The organism is Micromonospora sp. NPDC051141 (assembly GCF_044455765.1).
Taxonomy (GTDB): Bacteria; Actinomycetota; Actinomycetes; order Mycobacteriales; family Micromonosporaceae; genus Micromonospora.
In genome coordinates this window covers 107159-123526 of the sequence record NZ_JBITFD010000008.1, presented here as the reverse complement: position 1 = coordinate 123526, position 16368 = coordinate 107159, and the positions used below count along the sequence as shown (strand labels likewise).

16 protein-coding genes are annotated in these 16368 nt (G+C 74.6%); 8 read left to right on the top strand and 8 right to left on the bottom strand.

The annotated features are described in order from the left end of the window. Positions 1-131: 131 nt before the first annotated feature. From ACIA6B_RS17175 to ACIA6B_RS17165, 3 genes are all read left to right on the top strand, one after another. Complete coding sequence (locus ACIA6B_RS17175) at positions 132-1103, top strand: DUF2267 domain-containing protein (protein ID WP_396774325.1); 972 nt, start codon at positions 132-134, stop codon at positions 1101-1103. Positions 1104-1189: 86 nt separating this feature from the next. Continuing rightward, complete coding sequence (locus ACIA6B_RS17170; RefSeq protein WP_396774324.1) at positions 1190-1975, top strand: spermidine synthase; 786 nt, start codon at positions 1190-1192, stop codon at positions 1973-1975. A 102-nt stretch (positions 1976-2077) separates the two neighbouring features. Next, positions 2078-3304 (top strand): AI-2E family transporter, encoded by a 1227-nt coding sequence (locus ACIA6B_RS17165; RefSeq protein ID WP_396774323.1) that lies wholly within the window; start codon positions 2078-2080, stop codon positions 3302-3304. Positions 3305-3343: 39 nt separating this feature from the next. On the opposite strand, the gene ACIA6B_RS17160 is transcribed toward ACIA6B_RS17165, so the two are convergent. Continuing rightward, positions 3344-4642, bottom strand: a complete 1299-nt coding sequence (locus tag ACIA6B_RS17160; protein ID WP_396774321.1) for an NAD(P)/FAD-dependent oxidoreductase — start codon at positions 4640-4642, stop codon at positions 3344-3346. Positions 4643-4742: 100 nt separating this feature from the next. On the opposite strand from ACIA6B_RS17160, the gene ACIA6B_RS17155 reads away from it, so the two are divergent. Next, positions 4743-6188 carry a M20/M25/M40 family metallo-hydrolase gene (locus ACIA6B_RS17155; protein ID WP_396774320.1) on the top strand — a complete coding sequence of 482 codons (1446 nt, stop codon included), beginning with the start codon at positions 4743-4745 and terminating at the stop codon, positions 6186-6188. A 13-nt stretch (positions 6189-6201) separates the two neighbouring features. On the opposite strand, the gene ACIA6B_RS17150 is transcribed toward ACIA6B_RS17155, so the two are convergent. After that, positions 6202-6729 (bottom strand): GNAT family N-acetyltransferase, encoded by a 528-nt coding sequence (locus ACIA6B_RS17150; RefSeq protein WP_396774318.1) that lies wholly within the window; start codon positions 6727-6729, stop codon positions 6202-6204. A 349-nt stretch (positions 6730-7078) separates the two neighbouring features. Between ACIA6B_RS17150 and ACIA6B_RS17145 the strand changes: the two genes are divergently transcribed. After that, complete coding sequence (locus tag ACIA6B_RS17145; protein WP_396774316.1) at positions 7079-7735, top strand: C39 family peptidase; 657 nt, start codon at positions 7079-7081, stop codon at positions 7733-7735. Between the two features lie 170 nt (positions 7736-7905). Beyond that, a complete protein-coding gene (locus ACIA6B_RS17140; RefSeq protein ID WP_396774315.1) occupies positions 7906-9594 on the top strand; it encodes a glycosyltransferase in 1689 nt (562 codons plus the stop codon). Between the two features lie 16 nt (positions 9595-9610). Here the strand turns inward: ACIA6B_RS17140 and ACIA6B_RS17135 are convergent, their stop codons facing one another. From ACIA6B_RS17135 to ACIA6B_RS17120, 4 genes are all read right to left on the bottom strand, one after another. Beyond that, a complete protein-coding gene (locus tag ACIA6B_RS17135; RefSeq protein WP_396774314.1) occupies positions 9611-9904 on the bottom strand; it encodes a DUF6510 family protein in 294 nt (97 codons plus the stop codon). Positions 9905-9921: 17 nt separating this feature from the next. Then, positions 9922-10680: a ferredoxin reductase gene (locus ACIA6B_RS17130; RefSeq protein WP_396774313.1), complete on the bottom strand. Its 759-nt coding sequence runs from the start codon at positions 10678-10680 to the stop codon at positions 9922-9924. A gap of 1 nt (position 10681) precedes the next feature. Next, positions 10682-11272: a sulfite oxidase-like oxidoreductase gene (locus tag ACIA6B_RS17125; RefSeq protein ID WP_396774598.1), complete on the bottom strand. Its 591-nt coding sequence runs from the start codon at positions 11270-11272 to the stop codon at positions 10682-10684. 62 nt (positions 11273-11334) lie between these two features. Next, on the bottom strand, positions 11335-12369 hold the full coding sequence (locus tag ACIA6B_RS17120; protein WP_396774311.1) for a TerC family protein: 1035 nt from the start codon (positions 12367-12369) through the stop codon (positions 11335-11337). Between the two features lie 245 nt (positions 12370-12614). Here ACIA6B_RS17120 and ACIA6B_RS17115 point away from each other — a divergent pair, with 245 nt between their 5' ends. Beyond that, positions 12615-13772, top strand: a complete 1158-nt coding sequence (locus tag ACIA6B_RS17115; protein WP_396774309.1) for a CaiB/BaiF CoA transferase family protein — start codon at positions 12615-12617, stop codon at positions 13770-13772. 477 nt (positions 13773-14249) lie between these two features. Here ACIA6B_RS17115 and ACIA6B_RS17110 read toward each other — a convergent pair whose 3' ends face one another. After that, entirely contained in the window at positions 14250-14657 is a 408-nt protein-coding gene (locus ACIA6B_RS17110; protein ID WP_396774307.1) for a DUF2267 domain-containing protein, read from the bottom strand. A gap of 142 nt (positions 14658-14799) precedes the next feature. On the opposite strand from ACIA6B_RS17110, the gene ACIA6B_RS17105 reads away from it, so the two are divergent. Beyond that, on the top strand, positions 14800-15069 hold the full coding sequence (locus ACIA6B_RS17105; RefSeq protein ID WP_396774306.1) for a DUF2795 domain-containing protein: 270 nt from the start codon (positions 14800-14802) through the stop codon (positions 15067-15069). A gap of 315 nt (positions 15070-15384) precedes the next feature. On the opposite strand, the gene ACIA6B_RS17100 is transcribed toward ACIA6B_RS17105, so the two are convergent. After that, positions 15385-16356, bottom strand: coding sequence for a pirin family protein (locus ACIA6B_RS17100; protein WP_396774304.1), 972 nt, complete (start codon positions 16354-16356; stop codon positions 15385-15387). Positions 16357-16368: the final 12 nt, after the last annotated feature.

Below are 16368 nucleotides of genomic sequence, written 5' to 3'. Positions count from 1 at the left end.
CGACGCCATCGGGTGACCGCCCCTCACCCGCAGCGAATGAAGCTTCTCGCCCCGCCGGACGTCGTTAGCTTCCCGGCAGCGCCGGGAAGGCGACCGGCGCAAGCGCAACCGACCAGGAACGAGGTGCGACGATGCGCAAGCAGATGGAGGGCGACAACCAGCGCCGCCGGGCCCTCGCCCGCCAGGCCCGGGAACAGGGGCGGCGGCCCAGCCAGACCGGCGCCAGCCTGAGCGCGTCCAAGCAGGTCACCTCGCTGGACCAGCACGAGCGGTCCGGCCCGCCGCCGGCCGGTCGACACAAGCCGGACAGCACGCGGGGTGGGCCGGCGCCGCCCGCGGTCGGGGTCGCGGAGCGACCGCGACCGCTGCCGGACCCGCCGCCCGGCCGGGGTGTCACGCTGGGCTACCGGGACCTCGTCGACGACGTGAGCCGGCGCGCCGGCGTCGACTTCGCCGAGGCGAAGGTCGCGGCGGAGGCCACCGTGCTGGCCCTGGCCTGGGCGCTCGACGAGGCGGAGCGGGAACGGCTGCTGGCGGCCGTGCCGATGAAGCTGCACGACGTGGTCCCGGTGGACGGCGTCGACCGGCGGCAGGACCTGCCGGGCTTCCTGGCCGAGGTCGGGCGGCGCAGCCGGCTCACCCCGGAACAGGCGCGCTACCAGGCGGAGGCGACCCTGGCCGCGCTCGCGGACGCGGACGCCGACCTGGTCGGGTCGTTGCGCGTACCCGACGGGCTGCGGGACCTGCTCGGACCGGCCGACTACGGCGGCGGTCTGGTGGGCGCCAGCTCCGCCACCGCGCCGCTGACCGACTCGGAGCTGCGCGACGCGCTCGCCACGCTGCCGTACTGGTCCAGTGACCGGCGCTCGCTGGTGCGCACCATCGAGTTGCCCGGCGGCAACCTGGACCGGGTGCTGGACCGGCTGGACCGGCTCCGGGCCGAGGGCGGGCGCGGCCCGCAGATCGGCCGGCCGGACCCGGACAACGCGGTGCTCACCGTCCGGACCCAGCAGACCGACGGCGTCACCGCGGCGGACGTGGCCCTGGCCCACCGGGTCGACGACGCCATCGACGAGGCCGGCGCCGGCATGGCCGCCGGCTGACGCGCACGGAGGGGCCCCCGCCCGACGCCTCCGGCAGAGGCGGGGGCCCCGCCCGACACCGCACGCGCGCCGGTAGCGTGCCGAAGGTGGAGAGCGACACCGAGGTGTTGGAGATCGTCGTCGACCCGGCCCGCCCCACCGGGCGGACGCTGCTCGCCGACGGGGTCGAGCAGTCCTACGTGGACGTCGCCGACGCCCGTCACCTGCACTTCGAGTACGTGCGGCGGATCGCCACGGTGATCGACCTGAGCGCCCCGCCCGGGCAGCCGGTAACCGCCCTGCACCTGGGCGGCGGCGCGCTCACGGTGCCCCGCTGGCTGGCCGTCACCCGGCCCGGTTCGGCGCAGCGGGTGGTCGAACGCGATCCCGGCGTGGTCGAGCTGGTCCGCCGGAAGCTGCCGCCACTGCCGCCCGAGGTGGTGGTCACGCTGGGCGACGCCCGCGACGCGGTCGCCGGGGCGCCGGACGCCGCGTACGACGTGGTGGTGGGCGACGTCTACCGGGCGGCCCGGATGCCCGCGCACGTGGCGGCCCTCGAGTTCGCCGCCGAGGTGGCCCGGGTGCTCCGCCCGGACGGCGTCTACCTGGTGAACCTGACCGACCTGCCGCCGCTGGCGCACACCAGAGCGCAGGTGGCCACGCTGCGTGCCGTCTTCGCCGAGGTGTGCCTGCTCACCGACCGGCGGATGCTGCGCGGCCGGCGCTACGGCAACGTGGTGCTCGCCGGCGTGCTCCGGCCGGGGCGACTGCCGGTACGCCGGCTCGCCGCCCGGGTCGCCGGTGACCCGGTGCCCGGCACCGTGCTGCACGGGGCGGCACTCGACACGTTCGCCGCGGACGCCTGGCCGGTCACCGACGCCGATCTGGGGTGAGCCCCGGGCCTCCGCGCCGGTGGGGCGAAGCCGCGCCGGCTGACCGACGCCGACCGGGGTGAGCCCGGGTTTCTCCACCGGCAGGGCGGGTAGCCGCGCCGGATGAGCGTCGCCGACGACCGGTCCACCGCGCGCCGGACGGTGATCGTGATCGGACTGGTGCTGGCCACCGTGGTCGGGTTGGCGCTGGTCTGGGCGACCCGGCGGGTGCTCGTCTGGGGCCTGGTCGCGGCGTTCCTCGCGGTCGCGCTCAAGCCGCTCGTCGACCGGCTGGAGCGTCGGGTGCGCCGGCGGGCGCTGGCCACCCTGCTGGTCTTCCTGGCCACGTTCGTGCTGCTCGCGGCGTTGGGCACGATGATCGTCCTGCCGCTTGTGGACGAGCTGGGCCGGCTCGCCGACCGGGTGCCGGAGCTGGTGCACGACGCCCAGGCCGGACGGGGACCGGTCGGCCGGCTGCTGGACCGCCTGCACCTGCTCCGGTACGCCGAACCCGGACAGTTGCGCCGCTACGGCTCACGGCTCGGCGAGCCGACCGTCGGGCTGGTCCGGGGCGTGGCGCAGGCCGTCGCCGCGTTGGTCACGGTGGTGGTGCTGGCGTACCTGATGGTGCTGGAGGCGCCCCGGATCGTGGCGACGACCCTGCGGCTGGTCGGGGACGGCCCGGCCGAGCGGTTGCGACGCATCGGGCGGGACTCCTCCCGGATCGTCACCGGCTACCTGAGCGGGAACCTGGTGATCAGCCTGATCTGCGGCGGCCTGACCTTCGTGGTGCTGCTCCTGCTCGGGGTGCCGTACGCCGCGGTGATCGCGCTGGTGGTCGCCGTGTGCGACCTGATCCCGCTGGTCGGCGCCACGTTGGGCGCGATCGTCGCGGCCGGCGCGGGCTTCGCGAACTCCCCCACCGCCGGCCTCGTGGTGCTGGTCTTCTTCGTGGTCTACCAGCAGGTGGAGAACCATCTCCTGCAACCGGTGATCATGGCCCGCGCGGTCCGGCTGAACCCGTTGACGGTGCTGGTCAGCGTGCTGCTGGCGGCCGAGCTGGCCGGTCTGGTCGGTGCGCTGCTGGCGATCCCGGCGGCCGGCGTGGTGCAGGTGCTGCTGCGCGAGTTCGTCCCGGCCGGGCGGCTGGCGCTGGGCACGCCGGCCGACGACACGCCGGCCCACACCGCGCCGGCCCACACCGCGCCGGCCGACGACACGGGTCGGACCGACGACACGGGTCGGACCGACGACACGGGTCCGGCCGACAGCACGGGCCCGATCGACGACAACGGTCCGGCCGGCGGGCCGGATCCCGTGGCGCGGGACCGGCCGCCGGCCGGCGGATGAGCTTCCGGACGTCAGGGCCGGCGGATGAGCTTCCGGACGTCAGGGCCGGCGGACCAGCTCCGGCGACTCGCTCTCCAGCGGCACCGCGTTGGCCGGCACGAGGCCGAGCTGCACGGCCGGCCGGGGCAGGGCCGCGTCGAGCGCCCAGTCCGCGGCGACGCGGGGCCGGTTGCCGGGCATCGCCAGCAGGTGGTAGCCGCGGGTGACCGCCTTGGCCGGCAGGCCGGACAGCGGCACGTGCAGCGGGTTGGCCGCCGCGTCCCGGCCGCCCAGGTCCACCACCCAGCCCAGATCGTGGTGCTTGTAGGACTTGCGGGCGCCCTGCCCGTACGAGGCGGCGATGTTGTGCGCGGCCAGCTTGCCCTGCCGCTGGGCGTGCTGCGCGGTCATCGCGCACACCTGCCCCGGGCGGGTCGGGTCCGGGACGGCGGCGGCGTCGCCGCAGGCGAACACCTCCGGGTACCCGGGGACGTTGAGGAACTCGTCCACCACCAACCGCCCCTTCTCGGTGCGCAGGCCCAGTTCGGCCACGAAGGGGTCGGGGCGTACCCCGACGCACCAGATGAGGCTGCACGTGGGCACGTACTCGCCGTCGGTGAGCATCACGCCGTCCGGGGTGGCCTCGCCGACCGAGGTGCCCATCCGCACGTCCACGCCACGGCGGCGCAGCACCCGGTCGGCGGTGACGGACATCCGCCGGTCCAGTTCGGGCAGCACGCGTGGGGCGACGTCGAGCAGCATCCAGCGGGGCCGGACGGTCAGGTGCGGGCGCTGGGCCACCAGCCGGTCGGTGAACAACTGGCCGTGCGCGGCGACCTCGGTGCCGGTGTAGCCGGCGCCGACCACCACGAACGTGGTGCGGGCCCGCTGCTCGGCCGGGTCGTCGGTCAGCTCGGCCAGCTCGACCTGCCGGACCACGTGGTCGTGCAGGTAGAGCGCCTCGGGCAGGCCGCGGAAGCCGTGCGCGTACTCGGTGACCCCGGGGATGGGCAGCAGCTTGTTGACGCTGCCGACGGAGAGGATCAGCCGGTCGTACGCGAGCTGGCCGTGCTCGCCCTCGGCGGAGCGGTAGCCGACCCAGCGGTTCTGGAGATCCACCCGGTCGGCCTCGCCGACCACCACCCGGACGCCGTCGAGCGTGCCGGCGAGCGGCACCGAGATCCGGGTCGGCTCGACCACACCGGCCGCGACCTCGGGCAGCAGCGGCAGGTAGAGGAAGTAGTCGGTCGTGTTCAGCAGGACGATCTCGGCCCGGTCGCGGGCCAGCCGGCGCAACGTCTTGGCCGCGTGGTACCCGGCGAACCCGGCCCCCACGATCACCACACGTGGTTTCGTCATGTCTGCTGCCGTTCCCGGGCAGACCTCCGACAAACGTCGTGACCACCCATCCATGCTGAACGATATGGACATTCCTCCTGATCAACGCGAGGATGCCGGGATGGGAAACCACGAGACCGCCGAGGGCCGACCCACGAGGTCGAGCCGGCGTACCTTCCTCACCGCCTCGGCCGCGGCCACCGCCGCCGCCGTCGCGACGCCGCTCGCCGCCGGCCCGGCGGCGGCGGCGACCGACGCGCCGCGCGGTCCCGGGCGGCCGGCCCGGCCGCAGCCGCCGGACCGCGAGCTGACCGTGCTGCTGCGCGAGATCGACCGGGCCCGGATCGAGGCCACCGTCCGCCGCCTGGCCGCGTTCGGCACCCGGCACACGCTCTCCAGCCAGACCGATCCGGTACGCGGCATCGGCGCCGCCCGCGACTGGATCCACGCCCAACTGACCGGGTACGCCGCCGCCTCCGGCGGCCGGATGACCGTGGAACTCCAGTCGTACGTGCAGGAGCCCGCCTCCCGGATCCCGACCGCCACCACCATCACCAACGTGGTGGCCACGCTGCGCGGCGACGTCACGCCCGAGCGGGTGTACGTGATCACCGGCCACTACGACTCCCGCGCCACCGACGTGATGGACGCGGTCAGCGACGCGCCGGGCGCCGACGACGACGCGTCCGGCGTGGCCGTGGTGCTGGAGCTGGCCCGGGTGCTGGCGAGCCGGCGCACCGGGGCGACGATCGTGCTCGCCGCCGTCGCCGGCGAGGAGCAGGGCCTGTACGGCTCGGCGTACCTGGCCGGCCGGTTGAAGGCGGCCGGCGTGGACGTGCAGGGCATGTTCAGCAACGACATCGTCGGCAGCAGCACCGCCGACGACGGCGCCCGCGACCCGCGGACCGTGCGGCTGTTCGCCGAGGGCGTGCCGACCGCCGAGACGCCGGCCGAGGCGAGCGTGCGGCAGTCCGTGGGCGGCGAGAACGACTCCCCGTCCCGGCAGCTCGCCCGGTTCGTCACCGACGTGGCGGCCCACGGCGTGACCGGAATGGACGTCCGGGTGATCTACCGGCGGGACCGCTACCTGCGCGGCAGCGACCACATCTCGTTCCTGCGCGAGGGCTGGCCGGCCGGCCGGTTCACCGAGCCCGCCGAGGACTTCGCCCACCAGCACCAGGACGTCCGGGTGGTCGACGGCGTGCAGTACGGCGACCTGCCGGAGTTCTGCGACTTCGACTACATCACCCGGGTCGCCCGGGTGAACGGCGCGACGCTGTGGTCGCTCGCCCAGGCCCCGGGCACGCCGAAGGGCGTCACCGTGGTCACCACGAACCTGACCAACGACACCACGCTGCGCTGGCAGCGCGGCCCCGAGCCGGACCTGACCGGATACGAGGTGGTGTGGCGGGACACCACGGCCGCCGAGTGGCAGAAGGTGCTGGCGGTCGGTGACGTCACCGAGGTGACGATCGACCTGTCCAAGGACAACGTGTTCTTCGGGGTGCGCGCGGTGGACCGGGCCGGGCACCGCAGCCCGGTCGCGTTCCCGAAGCCGGGAAGCTGAGGCGGGCCACCGGTCAGGGCGCCGGCGGGGCGGTGATCGCCCAGCGCTCGTGGTCCCGCCACGCGCCGTCCACGAACAGGTAGTCCGGGGAGAACCCCTCCAGCCGGAACCCGAGGCGGCGGGCCAGTCGCTTCGACGGCGCGTTGCCGGGCTGGATGTTCGCCTCCAACCGGTGCAGCCCGAGCGTGCCGAACGCGTGCGCGATCACCAGCCGCACCCCGGCCGAGGCGTGCCCGGTGCCCGCGTACGGGTGGAACGCGGCGTATCCGAGGTAGCCGCCGCGCAGCGCGCCCAGCACGATGCCGCCGATGTTCGCGTACCCGGCGATCTCGCCGCTGGCCCGGTCGCAGAACAGGAAGCCGGAGGTGTCCTGCCGGCGGATCCGGCGCAGGTACACCGCGTACCGTTCGGCGTCGTCGGGTGCGGTCAGCCACGGGTGGTGCAGGTCGCGGCTGCGCCGGGCGGCGGCCACGAACTCCGCCTCGTCGTCGGCCCGGGGGCGGCGGATCGCGACGCGGCCGTCACTACGCAGGTATCTCACGAGGCACCACTCTCACCCATCCGCCACCCATGCCCCCACCCCCATGTCTGATTTGCGGGTATATGGGGTGACGGGGGTCACCGGTGCGGCGGAATCGGGGCCGGGAGGCGGGCGTTGTACCGGGCAGACCGCGGGCCACCCGGCCACCCCTGGCCGGGGCGAACCCCGGCCGGAATGTGTGGCCACCGGCCGTCGTTGCACCCCCCAGCCGCCGAGCCCGGCCACCCCGTGGCCCCGCCCGTGCCGGCATCCGGGCCCGTGCAGGCACCCTCGTCCGCCGGCCGGGCCTGTCCCGAAATTTCCCCCGCACGCGGTATCCGCCGCGTCTTCCCCCTGGGAGGCAACCATCATGGCTACCACCCTGCTGCGCAAGACCGTGCTGACCGCTGCCGGCATCGCCGCGACCGCCGGCGGCGTCGCCGGCCCCGCCATCGCCGCCCACGCCGCCCCCACCGGCCCGACCAGCGCCGTGGTGGCCGACCGCAAGGGTCACGGCGAGCGGGAACTGGACGTGCGCTACGAAGCCCAGCCCAACTTCTACTTCTGCGGCCCCGCCGCCGCCCGCAACGCGCTGTCCGTGCAGGGCAAGGACATCGACGTGCACACCATGGCCAAGGAGATGGGCACCACCGAGGCCGGCACCAACAGCATCAACGACATCACCCCCGTGCTGAACAAGGAGACCGGCGCCAAGGACGCCTACAAGTCGGTCGAGATCAGCACGCCCAGGGCCGACGACAAGCAGACCGACAAGCTGCGCGCCGACGTCGTCCGCACCGTCGACGCCGGTCGGGCCGTGGTCGCGAACATCGCCGGCACCGCCACCGACACCGACGGCAACACCCACTCCTTCGAGGGCGGCCACTACATCAGCGTCATCGGCTACCGCGACGACGGCAGGACCGTCACCATCGCCGACAGCGCCGACCCGAACATGGCCTCCTACCGGATGAGCATCGACAACCTCGCCGACTGGATCGCCACCCGCGGCTACAGCACCAACTGAGGAACACCCGAAACGGGCCCGACCCCCAGCACCGGGGGTCGGGCCCGTTTCGCGTATCCAACGGCTGCCTGCCGGTCACCTGACCGTCACGTCGGTGTCGTCACCCGGACCGGTCGCTCCACCACGCTCGGTCGCGTCGGACAAGCCGCGCGACCAACGGAGGATCAGCTGTGGCAGCCGAGGAGGCGACGGACCGCCCACCGACCACCCGACCCGACGTGAGCGTGGTCGTGCCGGTCTACAACACGCTCCGCTACCTGCGGCCCTGCCTCGACTCGCTGCTGCGGCAGACCATCGGGCCCGACCGGATGGAGATCGTGGCGGTGGACGACGGGTCCACCGACGGCAGCGGTCGCCTGCTGGACCGGCTCGCCGCCCGGCACCCCGGCACGCTGCGGGTGGTCCACCAGGCCAACTCGGGCGGCCCGGCCGCGCCCTGCAACCGAGGACTGGAGCTGGCCACCGGCCGGTACGTCTTCTTCCTCGGCTCGGACGACCGGCTCGGCCCCGAGGCGCTGGAACGACTGGTCGCCGCCGCCGACCGGTACGGCTCCGACGTGGTGCTCGGCAAGGTCGTCGGCGTCAACGGCCGGCACGTCTTCGCCGACGTGTTCGCCGCCGGCAACGCGGTCGACGTGAGCCTGTTCGACTCGGCGCTGCCCTGGTCGCTGGCGAACACCAAGCTGTTCCGCCGCGACCTCGTCGACCGGCTCGGGCTGCGGTTCCCCGAGGACATGCCGGTCCTCAGCGACCAGCCGTTCACGCTGGCGGCCTGCTACCACGCCCGCCGGATCTCGGTGCTCGCCGACTACGACTACTACCACGCGGTACGCCGGCTGGACGCCCGCAACATCACCTACCACAGCCGGGTCGACCAGCGGCTGGTGAGCGTGGAACGGCTGTTCGCGTTCGTCGCCGACCTGATCCCGGCCGGCGAGCGTCGGGACGCCGTGCTGAGCCGGCACGTCGGGCTGGAGCTGGCCAACCTGGTCGGCGACGACTTCCGCCGGCTGGACCGGGCCACCCAGGAACGGGTCCACGCGACGGTCCGTCGGCTGGTCGACCAGCATGTCACCGACGGGGTCCGCGACCGGCTCGACATCGAGGCCCGGCTGCGCCTGGGCGCGGTGACCGGCGGCGGCGTCGACGAGTTGCTGGCCGTCATCGCGCAGGACGCCGACCGGGGCGTACCGGCGACGGTGGTGGCGGCCGGGCGGTGGCACGCCGGCTACCCGGGCGCCCCGGCGGCGTGGACCGACGTCACCGACGTCCGCGCCGACTGGCTGGCCCGGCTGGACACCGTCGAGGTGAGCTGGGTCGACGGGCGAACCGTGACGGTGACCGCGCGCAGCCCGTACCCCCGCTTCGCCGCGGAGGCCGGGCCGGTCCGGCTGGTGGCCGGCCCGGTCGCCGGGACCACCCGGCTGGACGCCACCGACCCGACCGGGCGGACGGTGCGCACCGACTTCCCGGTCGACCGGCTCCTCGCCGCCAGCGCGGCCAGCGGCCAACGGCATCCGGTCCGCGCCGACGTGGACGGCGGGCACGGCCGCGGCGGCGCGCCGGTCCGGGCGCCCCGACTGGCCGCCGGCCGGCCCCGACTGCTGCGACATGGCGCCCGGCTGTACGGGGTGGCCGCGACCGTCGATGCGCGCAACGGGCAGCTCGTCCTGTCGGTGGTGCCGGTGACCGTGGGGCAGCTCGTCGGTCGGGTACGACGTCGCCTCTCCGGCACGACCCGGCCGGCGGGCGTGCCGCCCCGGCCCGGGGTGGTCCCGGCGGGGAGCGTCCCCGAACGCGCGGGCCACCACGCCGAACCCGCGCCGGCGAAGCTGGACCACCTGACCGTCGCGTCCTGAGGCCGGCCGCGTCCGGTCAGGGGGCGGGGCGGAGGCGCTGCTCCAGCGGCATGGCGACCTGGAGGTACGTGGTGCCGCGTAGGTCCAGCCAGGCCCGCTCCGGCGCGCGGACCAGCCGCACCATCACGCCGGTGCACGCCGGACACCGCCCGACCAGGCCGGGGGCGTGCGAGTAGACGTGCAGGCCGGCCATCGGGCCGGTCATGCCGCAGGTGTCGCACCGCCCGGTGGTGGCGCTCAGGTCGACCGCGAGGAGTTCCCGCAGCGGTCCGTCGAGCATGTTGCCGTCCAGGTAGGACAGGTCGGTCATGCGCCCTCCTCGGGTCGTCAGCCGGTCGGGCCGAACCGTTCGGTCCGCACCCGCCGCGTCGGATGGCCGAGCCCCACCAGCAGGTCGGCCACGGTCTCCACGAATCCGGTCGGACCGCACACGTAGCAGAGCGGCTCCAACGCCGGCGGCCAGCCGTGACTGTTGACGTCGGCCAGCCCGATCCGGTGCGGCTCGCCCCGCCAGCCCTCGGGCGCCCGCCGGGTGTAGACGTACGCGACGTCCAGGCCCTGGTCGTCGCGGGCCCGGCCGCGCAGCTCGTCGGCGTAGATCACGTCGTCCGCGGTCCGCACGGAGTAGATCAGCCGGAACGGCGTCCGGCTGCCGGCCGCCCGGCGGGCCCGGATCATCGCCATCAACGGCACCACGCCGGAGCCGCCGGCCACCAGCAGCACCGGTGCGGTCTCGTCGGTCCGCCAGACGAACCAGCCGCCGACCGGTCCGCGGACCTCCACCGGGTCGCCCTCGGCGTACGTGTCGACCAGGTACGGCGACACCTCGCCGTCGGTCACCCGCTGCACGGTCACCTCGATCCGCCCGTCCCGCGCCGGGCCGGCGAGCGAGTACGAGCGGGCCGCCTGGTAGCCGTCGGCGGCGGTCAGTCGCAGGTCGACGTGCTGGCCGGGCAGGTGCCCCGGCCAGTCCGGCACGTCCAGCACCAGCGTCTGGGCGGTCGCCGTCTCGACCCGCCGCTCGACCAGCCGGGCCACCCGCCAGGTCAGCGGCGCCGTCCGGCCGCCGGCGGTCGGGGCGGTCACCTCAGTCGCCCTGGTAGCGCTGCTCGCGCCACGGGTCGCCGTAGTCGTGGTAACCGGCCGTCTCCCAGAAGCCGGGCCGGTCGTCGACGAGCAGGCGGATGCCGTGCACCCACTTGGCGGACTTCCAGAGGTACAGGTGCGGCACGAGCAGCCGGACCGGGCCGCCGTGCTCGGCGGGCAGCGGGCGCCCGTCGTACGTGTGCACCACCCAGGCCCGCCCGCCGCGCAGGTCGTCCAGGGGCAGGTTGGTGGTGTAGCCGCCGTACGAGTGCGCCAGCGCGTAGCGCGCGTCGGTGTCCACGCCGTCGAGCAGCGTGTCCAGTGAGACGCCCTGCCAGGTGGTGCCGAGCTTGGACCAGCGGGTGACGCAGTGCAGGTCCACCGTCGGTGTGTCCTGCGGCAGGCGCATCAGCTCGTCCCAGGACCAGCGGTGTTCCGCGCCGGTCTCGCTGGTCAGCACGAACTCCCAGGCGTCGGGCGCCACGCGCGGCGTCGGGCCGGCGGAGAGCACCGGGAAGTCCTCGGTGAGGTACTGCCCCGGCGGCAGGTCCGGCGCGGACGAACGGGGCCGGCCCTGAAATCCCGGCGACACGATTCCCACCCGTCAGTCCTACCACCCCGGCCGCGACCGCACAGCGCTTCCCGGGCAAGGCGTCAGGCGGGCCCCCCGCTCTGCGTCTCGTGCACCACGGTGCGGTCGCCGTCGCCGCTGCCCCGGGTGGCGCGGAGGCTGGTGATGGTGACGATCACCAGGACTCCGATGATCACGCCGAGCGAGGCCAGCGTCGGGATCTCCGGCACGCCCTTCCAGATGCCGTGCGCCCAGTGCAGGCCGAGCTTGATCCCGATGAACGCCAGGATGACGGCGAGCCCGTAGCTGAGGTGCACCAACCGGCTGAGCGCCGCGTGCAGCACGAAGTAGAGCGCACGCAGGCCCAGCAGCGCGAACGCGTTGGTGGCGAAGACCAGGTACGGGTCCTCGGTGATGCCGTAGACGGCCGGCACCGAGTCGACCGCGAAGACGATGTCGGTGGCCAGCACCGCGACCACGACCAGCGCGAACGGGGTGAGCGCCCGTCGGCCGTGCTGCCGGATGGTCATCCGGGTGCCGTGGTACTCCTCCACCACCGGCATGACCTTGCGCAGCAGCCGCACGGACCGCATCTTGTTGATGTCGACCTCCTGCTCGTGCCCGGAGAGGGCGTCGCGCAGCAGCTTGACCGCGGTCGCGATCAGGATGATCGCGAAGAGCAGGAAGGCGAAGTCGAGCGTCTGGAGGGCGGCGGCCCCGAGCGCGATGAAGATCGCGCGCAGCACCAGCGCGCCGGCGATGCCGTAGAGCAGCACCCGCTGGGCGAGCACGGCGGGCACCGCGAACGCGGCCAGCAGCAGCATGAAGACGAACAGGTTGTCGACCGAGAGCGACTTCTCGACCAGGTAACCGGTGAGGTACTCGACGCCCTGCTGGCTGCCGTAGCGGGACCAGATCCACGCGCCGAACGCCAGCGGCAGGGCGATGTAGAAGGCCGACCAGCCGAGCGCTTCCCGGATGGAGACCTCGTGCGGCTTGCGGGTGACCAGGAAGTCCAGCACCAGCAGCGCGAGCACGCCGGCGATCGTCACCGCCCACAGCGTGGGCGTGCCCACCGACGACAGGCCGGCGGCGGACAGGTAGGACACTTCGGTCATGGGGCCTCCTCGAACACCGTGTCATGTTCGAGGTCTCCTTCACCCACTGTTTCGTGGGCAACCACCCGAGGCTCGCCCCCTGGGCTCGCCGTACTGACCGGAATGGTTCGTGGGAAGTACTCCCCTCGCGGCTCCAAGGCTAGGCCACCCGGAGCCGGACGCCAAGTCGAGACCCGGATGATTGCCCTGATCAACCGCTGTGTGGGCGGCCGGGGCCGTGGCGTGCCGGGGTCGGGAGCCCTAGGGTGACGCGGGTGACCAACACCGGACCGCTGACCGGCGTACGGGTGATCGAGTTGGCCGGCATCGGCCCGGGGCCGTTCGCCGCCATGATGCTTGCCGACCTGGGCGCGGACGTGGTCCGGGTGGACCGGGTGGGCGGCGGCGGATTCGGCGCGTTCCCCGGCGACCTGCTGAACCGCAACCGGCGCTCGGTCGCGCTGGACCTCAAGCACCCGGACGGCCGGGAGCTGCTGCTGTCGCTGGTGGCCGGCGCGGACGCGCTCATCGAGGGTTTCCGGCCGGGGGTGGCCGAGCGGCTCGGTCTCGGCCCGGAGGAGTGCCTCGCCGCCAACCCGAGCCTGGTGTACGGGCGGATGACCGGCTGGGGGCAGGACGGGCCGCTCGCCCGGACCGCCGGCCACGACATCGACTACCTGGCGCTGACCGGCGCGCTGCACGGGGTGGGCCGGGCCGGCGAGCGTCCGGTGCCGCCGATGAACCTGCTCGGCGACTTCGGCGGCGGCGGCATGATGCTGGCCCTGGGCGTGGTCGCGGCCGTGTACGCGGTACGCGGCGGCGCGCCCGGCCAGGTGGTCGACGCGGCCATCGTGGACGGAGTCTCGGTGCTGGCCACCCAGATCCACGCGCTGCGCGGCCTCGGCCTGTGGCAGGACCCGCGGGGTGGGAACCTGCTCGACGGCGGCGCGCCGTTCTACGACACCTACGAGTGCGCCGACGGGCGCTACCTGGCGGTGGGCGCGTTGGAGCCGCAGTTCTACGCCGAACTGGTCCGGCTCACCGGTTTCCCGCTGGACGGCGACGACGCGCCGGACCGTGACGACCCGGCGAACTGGCCGGCGTTGCGGGCGGCCTGGGCGCGGCTGTTCCGGACCCGGACCCGGGATGAGTGGGCGGAGCTGCTGGCCGGCACGGACGCCTGCGTGGCGCCGGTGCTCGACTGGGCGGAGGCGCCCCGGCATCCGCACCTGGCCGCCCGGGACGTCTTCGTCGCGCCGGACGGCGTCGTGCAGCCGGCCCCGGCGCCACGCTTCTCGGCCACCCCGACCGCGGTCCGCCGCCCGCCGCCGCGACCGGGCGAGCACACCGACGAGGTGCTGGCCGACGCCGGCGTGGACGCCGCCCGGATCGCCGCGCTGCGTGCCGCCGGCGCGGTCGGCTGAACCCACGCGCCGCGCAAGCCGCAGGCGTGTCGGCTGAGTGCGCACGCCGCGCGGTCGGCTGAGCCCGCACGCCGCGCAAGCCGCAGGTGGTCGGCTGAACCCGCGCGCCGCGCAAGCCACGCGGATCGCGCCTCCTCACTCTACGCAACTGCCGTCGTGGTCACTCTCCGTTACTCCACGGCACGGGGCGGTGAGGGCCGCCGCGGCCCCTTTGCTCTGCAGCCATCGGAGCAGCGGGGCCGTGAGCTGGTCGCGAAGGATGTCCGTGCGGCGGACGGCCGAACCGGCGTGGTTACTCCAGGTGTGGGGTGCGCCCGTGGCTGCAGAGCAAAGGCGGTTCCGGGTGACCGCGCCACCCCCCGGCCGTCGTGACGGACGGTATCCATCTTCGGTGCGGGCCGGATCCAGCGTGGTCCCCACGCCGGCCAACGGCGGCACCGGACGACGCCACCGACCGCCACCACCCGCCGGACGGCGTCAGTGTCGGCGGGCGGTGGCGGGCGCGAGCGCCGGCTCCACCAGGTCCCGGTAGTCCCGGGGCAGTTGCATCACCACGTCGGCGAACTCGCCACCGCTGATCGCCTCGCGCAGCGTGGCGAACACCGCCCGCGCCGCGCCCCGGGCGGTGTTCTCGTCGCAGCCGGCCCGCCGGGCGACCCGGGCGACGAACTCGACCGCCCCGAACCGTTCGGCCGCCTCGGTGTGCGGCTGCGGGTTGAGCGCCCCCCGCAGCGGCTTCGGCAGTTGCGCGGCGAGGTCCAGCACCTCGCCGCCGGTCAGCCGCTCGGCCAGTGTCCCCAGCGTGGCGGCGGTGAGCGTCGCGGCCCGGTCCTCGGCGGTGCCGGTGCGTCCGGCGACCCGGGCCACGAACGTGTGATGGTCCATCGGTGGTACCCCCTTCGGTGCGCGCAGGCGGCTACCCGTCCCGGCGCGACGGAAACCGCGGGAGGTCGGGGCGTGAGCCGCCGAGTTGCGGGTAACCGCCGCGCGGTCACGACCCCGACGACTGGCGCGAGGAGCCCGACCCATGGCGAGCTATTCGGACGTCCTTGAGTACCTGTCCGCGCTGGACTACCCGGCCGGGAAGAACGACGTCATCCGCGAGGCGGAACGGGAGGGCGCGCCACCCGACGTGTTGCGGGCGTTGCGCGCGTTGCCGCCGGTGGACTACGCCAACGGCATCGAGGTGGCGCGGTCGGCCGGCATCGAGGCGGCCCCCGAGGTGGGCCGCTCGCAGCGGGCCGCCCAGGCCCGGGACGACCATTCCCGCGTCTCGCAGCACGTACGCCGCATCTGAGCCCGTCCGGCGCCGCCCGGTCGCGTCGCGACCGGGCGCGACGCCGTGCGTGGCGACGCACCGGCGGCGGGATCCGGCGGTGTGGCGGCTCACCGGGCGGCGGGATCCGGCGACAGGCGGGCGCCCCGGGTCACGAACCGCGACCTGGGGCGCCACGCAACACCTGGCCCTGACGGTGCGCGCCCGAACCGGGTCGCGATCACCAGGCGGTGGATGTTCGCCCGAACCGGGCGGGCATCACTGCCACGATCATCATACGGCGGGCCATCAGCCGAACGGGTGAGATTCCGGAAAGTGTGTCCGGCGGCACGTGCCTCAGCCGCGGACCCCGCCGCTGCGGTCGCGGGCCTTGAGCCGGGTGGTGGGCAGCGCGGGCGCGGGCAGCGGAGGGGCGGCGTCGTCGGCGACCGTGCCGAACCGGCGACCGGCCATCCAGTCCTCCCGCGCGGCGGCGACCTCCTCGTGCGAGCGGCCGACGAAGTTCCACCACATCACCAGTGGCTCGTCGAACGGCGCGCCGCCGAGCAGCAGCAGCCGGCTGCCCGGTGCGGCGCGCACCGTCAGCGCCGTCCGGCCGGTGCCCAGGTAGAGCAGCGCCCCCGGGACGAACGCCACGTCGTCCGCCTCGGCCGAGCCGGACATCGCCAGCAGCCCGTACTCGAAGTCGGGGCGCAACCGCAGCGTGGTCGCCGCCGGACCGCGCGCCTCGAGCTGCGCGCCGAGCAGCGGGGTGTGCGCGACGGCGGGTGAGCGTTCCCCGCCGAACTCCCCGACGAGCAGCGTCAACTCGAGGTCGCCGTCGCGCCACCGGGGCAGCTCGGCGTGGTGGGCGAAGCCCGGGTCGCCGGCCCGCGCCGGGTCGGGCAGCGCCACCCAGAGCTGCACGCCGTGCATCAGTGGCGGGTGGACCAGCGGTGAGCGCTCCGAGTGGGCGATGCCCCGGCCGGAGGTCATCACGTTGAGCTGGCCGGGGCGGATCGGTTGCACGTTGCCGAGGCTGTCCCGGTGCAGGATCTCGCCGTCGAGCAGCCAGGTGACGGTCTGGAGGCCGGTGTGCGGGTGCGGCGGCACCTCCATGCCGGGCCGCTGCGCCACGTCGTCCGGGCCGAAGTGGTCGACGAAGCACCACGCGCCGACCATCCGCCGCTGCCGCTGTGGCAGCAGCCGACGCACCGTGGTGTAGCGGCCGAGCGGGACGTCGTGCCCGGGCAGCAGCACGCTGCCCGGGTCGGTGGCGCCGACGCCGGGTGGGAGCGTCTGCGCGGGCAGCGATTCGGTACGGTCCACCGCCCGAACTGT

Excerpts from the sequence above, each read along its gene's own strand:
- ACIA6B_RS17175 (WP_396774325.1), top strand. The coding sequence starts at position 132 with ATGCGCAAGCAGATGGAGGGCGACAACCAGCGCCGCCGGGCCCTCGCC.
- ACIA6B_RS17165 (WP_396774323.1), top strand. The coding sequence starts at position 2,078 with ATGAGCGTCGCCGACGACCGGTCCACCGCGCGCCGGACGGTGATCGTG.
- ACIA6B_RS17160 (WP_396774321.1), bottom strand. The coding sequence starts at position 4,642 with ATGACGAAACCACGTGTGGTGATCGTGGGGGCCGGGTTCGCCGGGTAC.
- ACIA6B_RS17155 (WP_396774320.1), top strand. The coding sequence starts at position 4,743 with ATGGGAAACCACGAGACCGCCGAGGGCCGACCCACGAGGTCGAGCCGG.
- ACIA6B_RS17145 (WP_396774316.1), top strand. The coding sequence starts at position 7,079 with ATGGCTACCACCCTGCTGCGCAAGACCGTGCTGACCGCTGCCGGCATC.
- ACIA6B_RS17135 (WP_396774314.1), bottom strand. The coding sequence starts at position 9,904 with ATGACCGACCTGTCCTACCTGGACGGCAACATGCTCGACGGACCGCTG.
- ACIA6B_RS17120 (WP_396774311.1), bottom strand. The coding sequence starts at position 12,369 with ATGACCGAAGTGTCCTACCTGTCCGCCGCCGGCCTGTCGTCGGTGGGC.
- ACIA6B_RS17110 (WP_396774307.1), bottom strand. The coding sequence starts at position 14,657 with ATGGACCATCACACGTTCGTGGCCCGGGTCGCCGGACGCACCGGCACC.
- ACIA6B_RS17105 (WP_396774306.1), top strand. The coding sequence starts at position 14,800 with ATGGCGAGCTATTCGGACGTCCTTGAGTACCTGTCCGCGCTGGACTAC.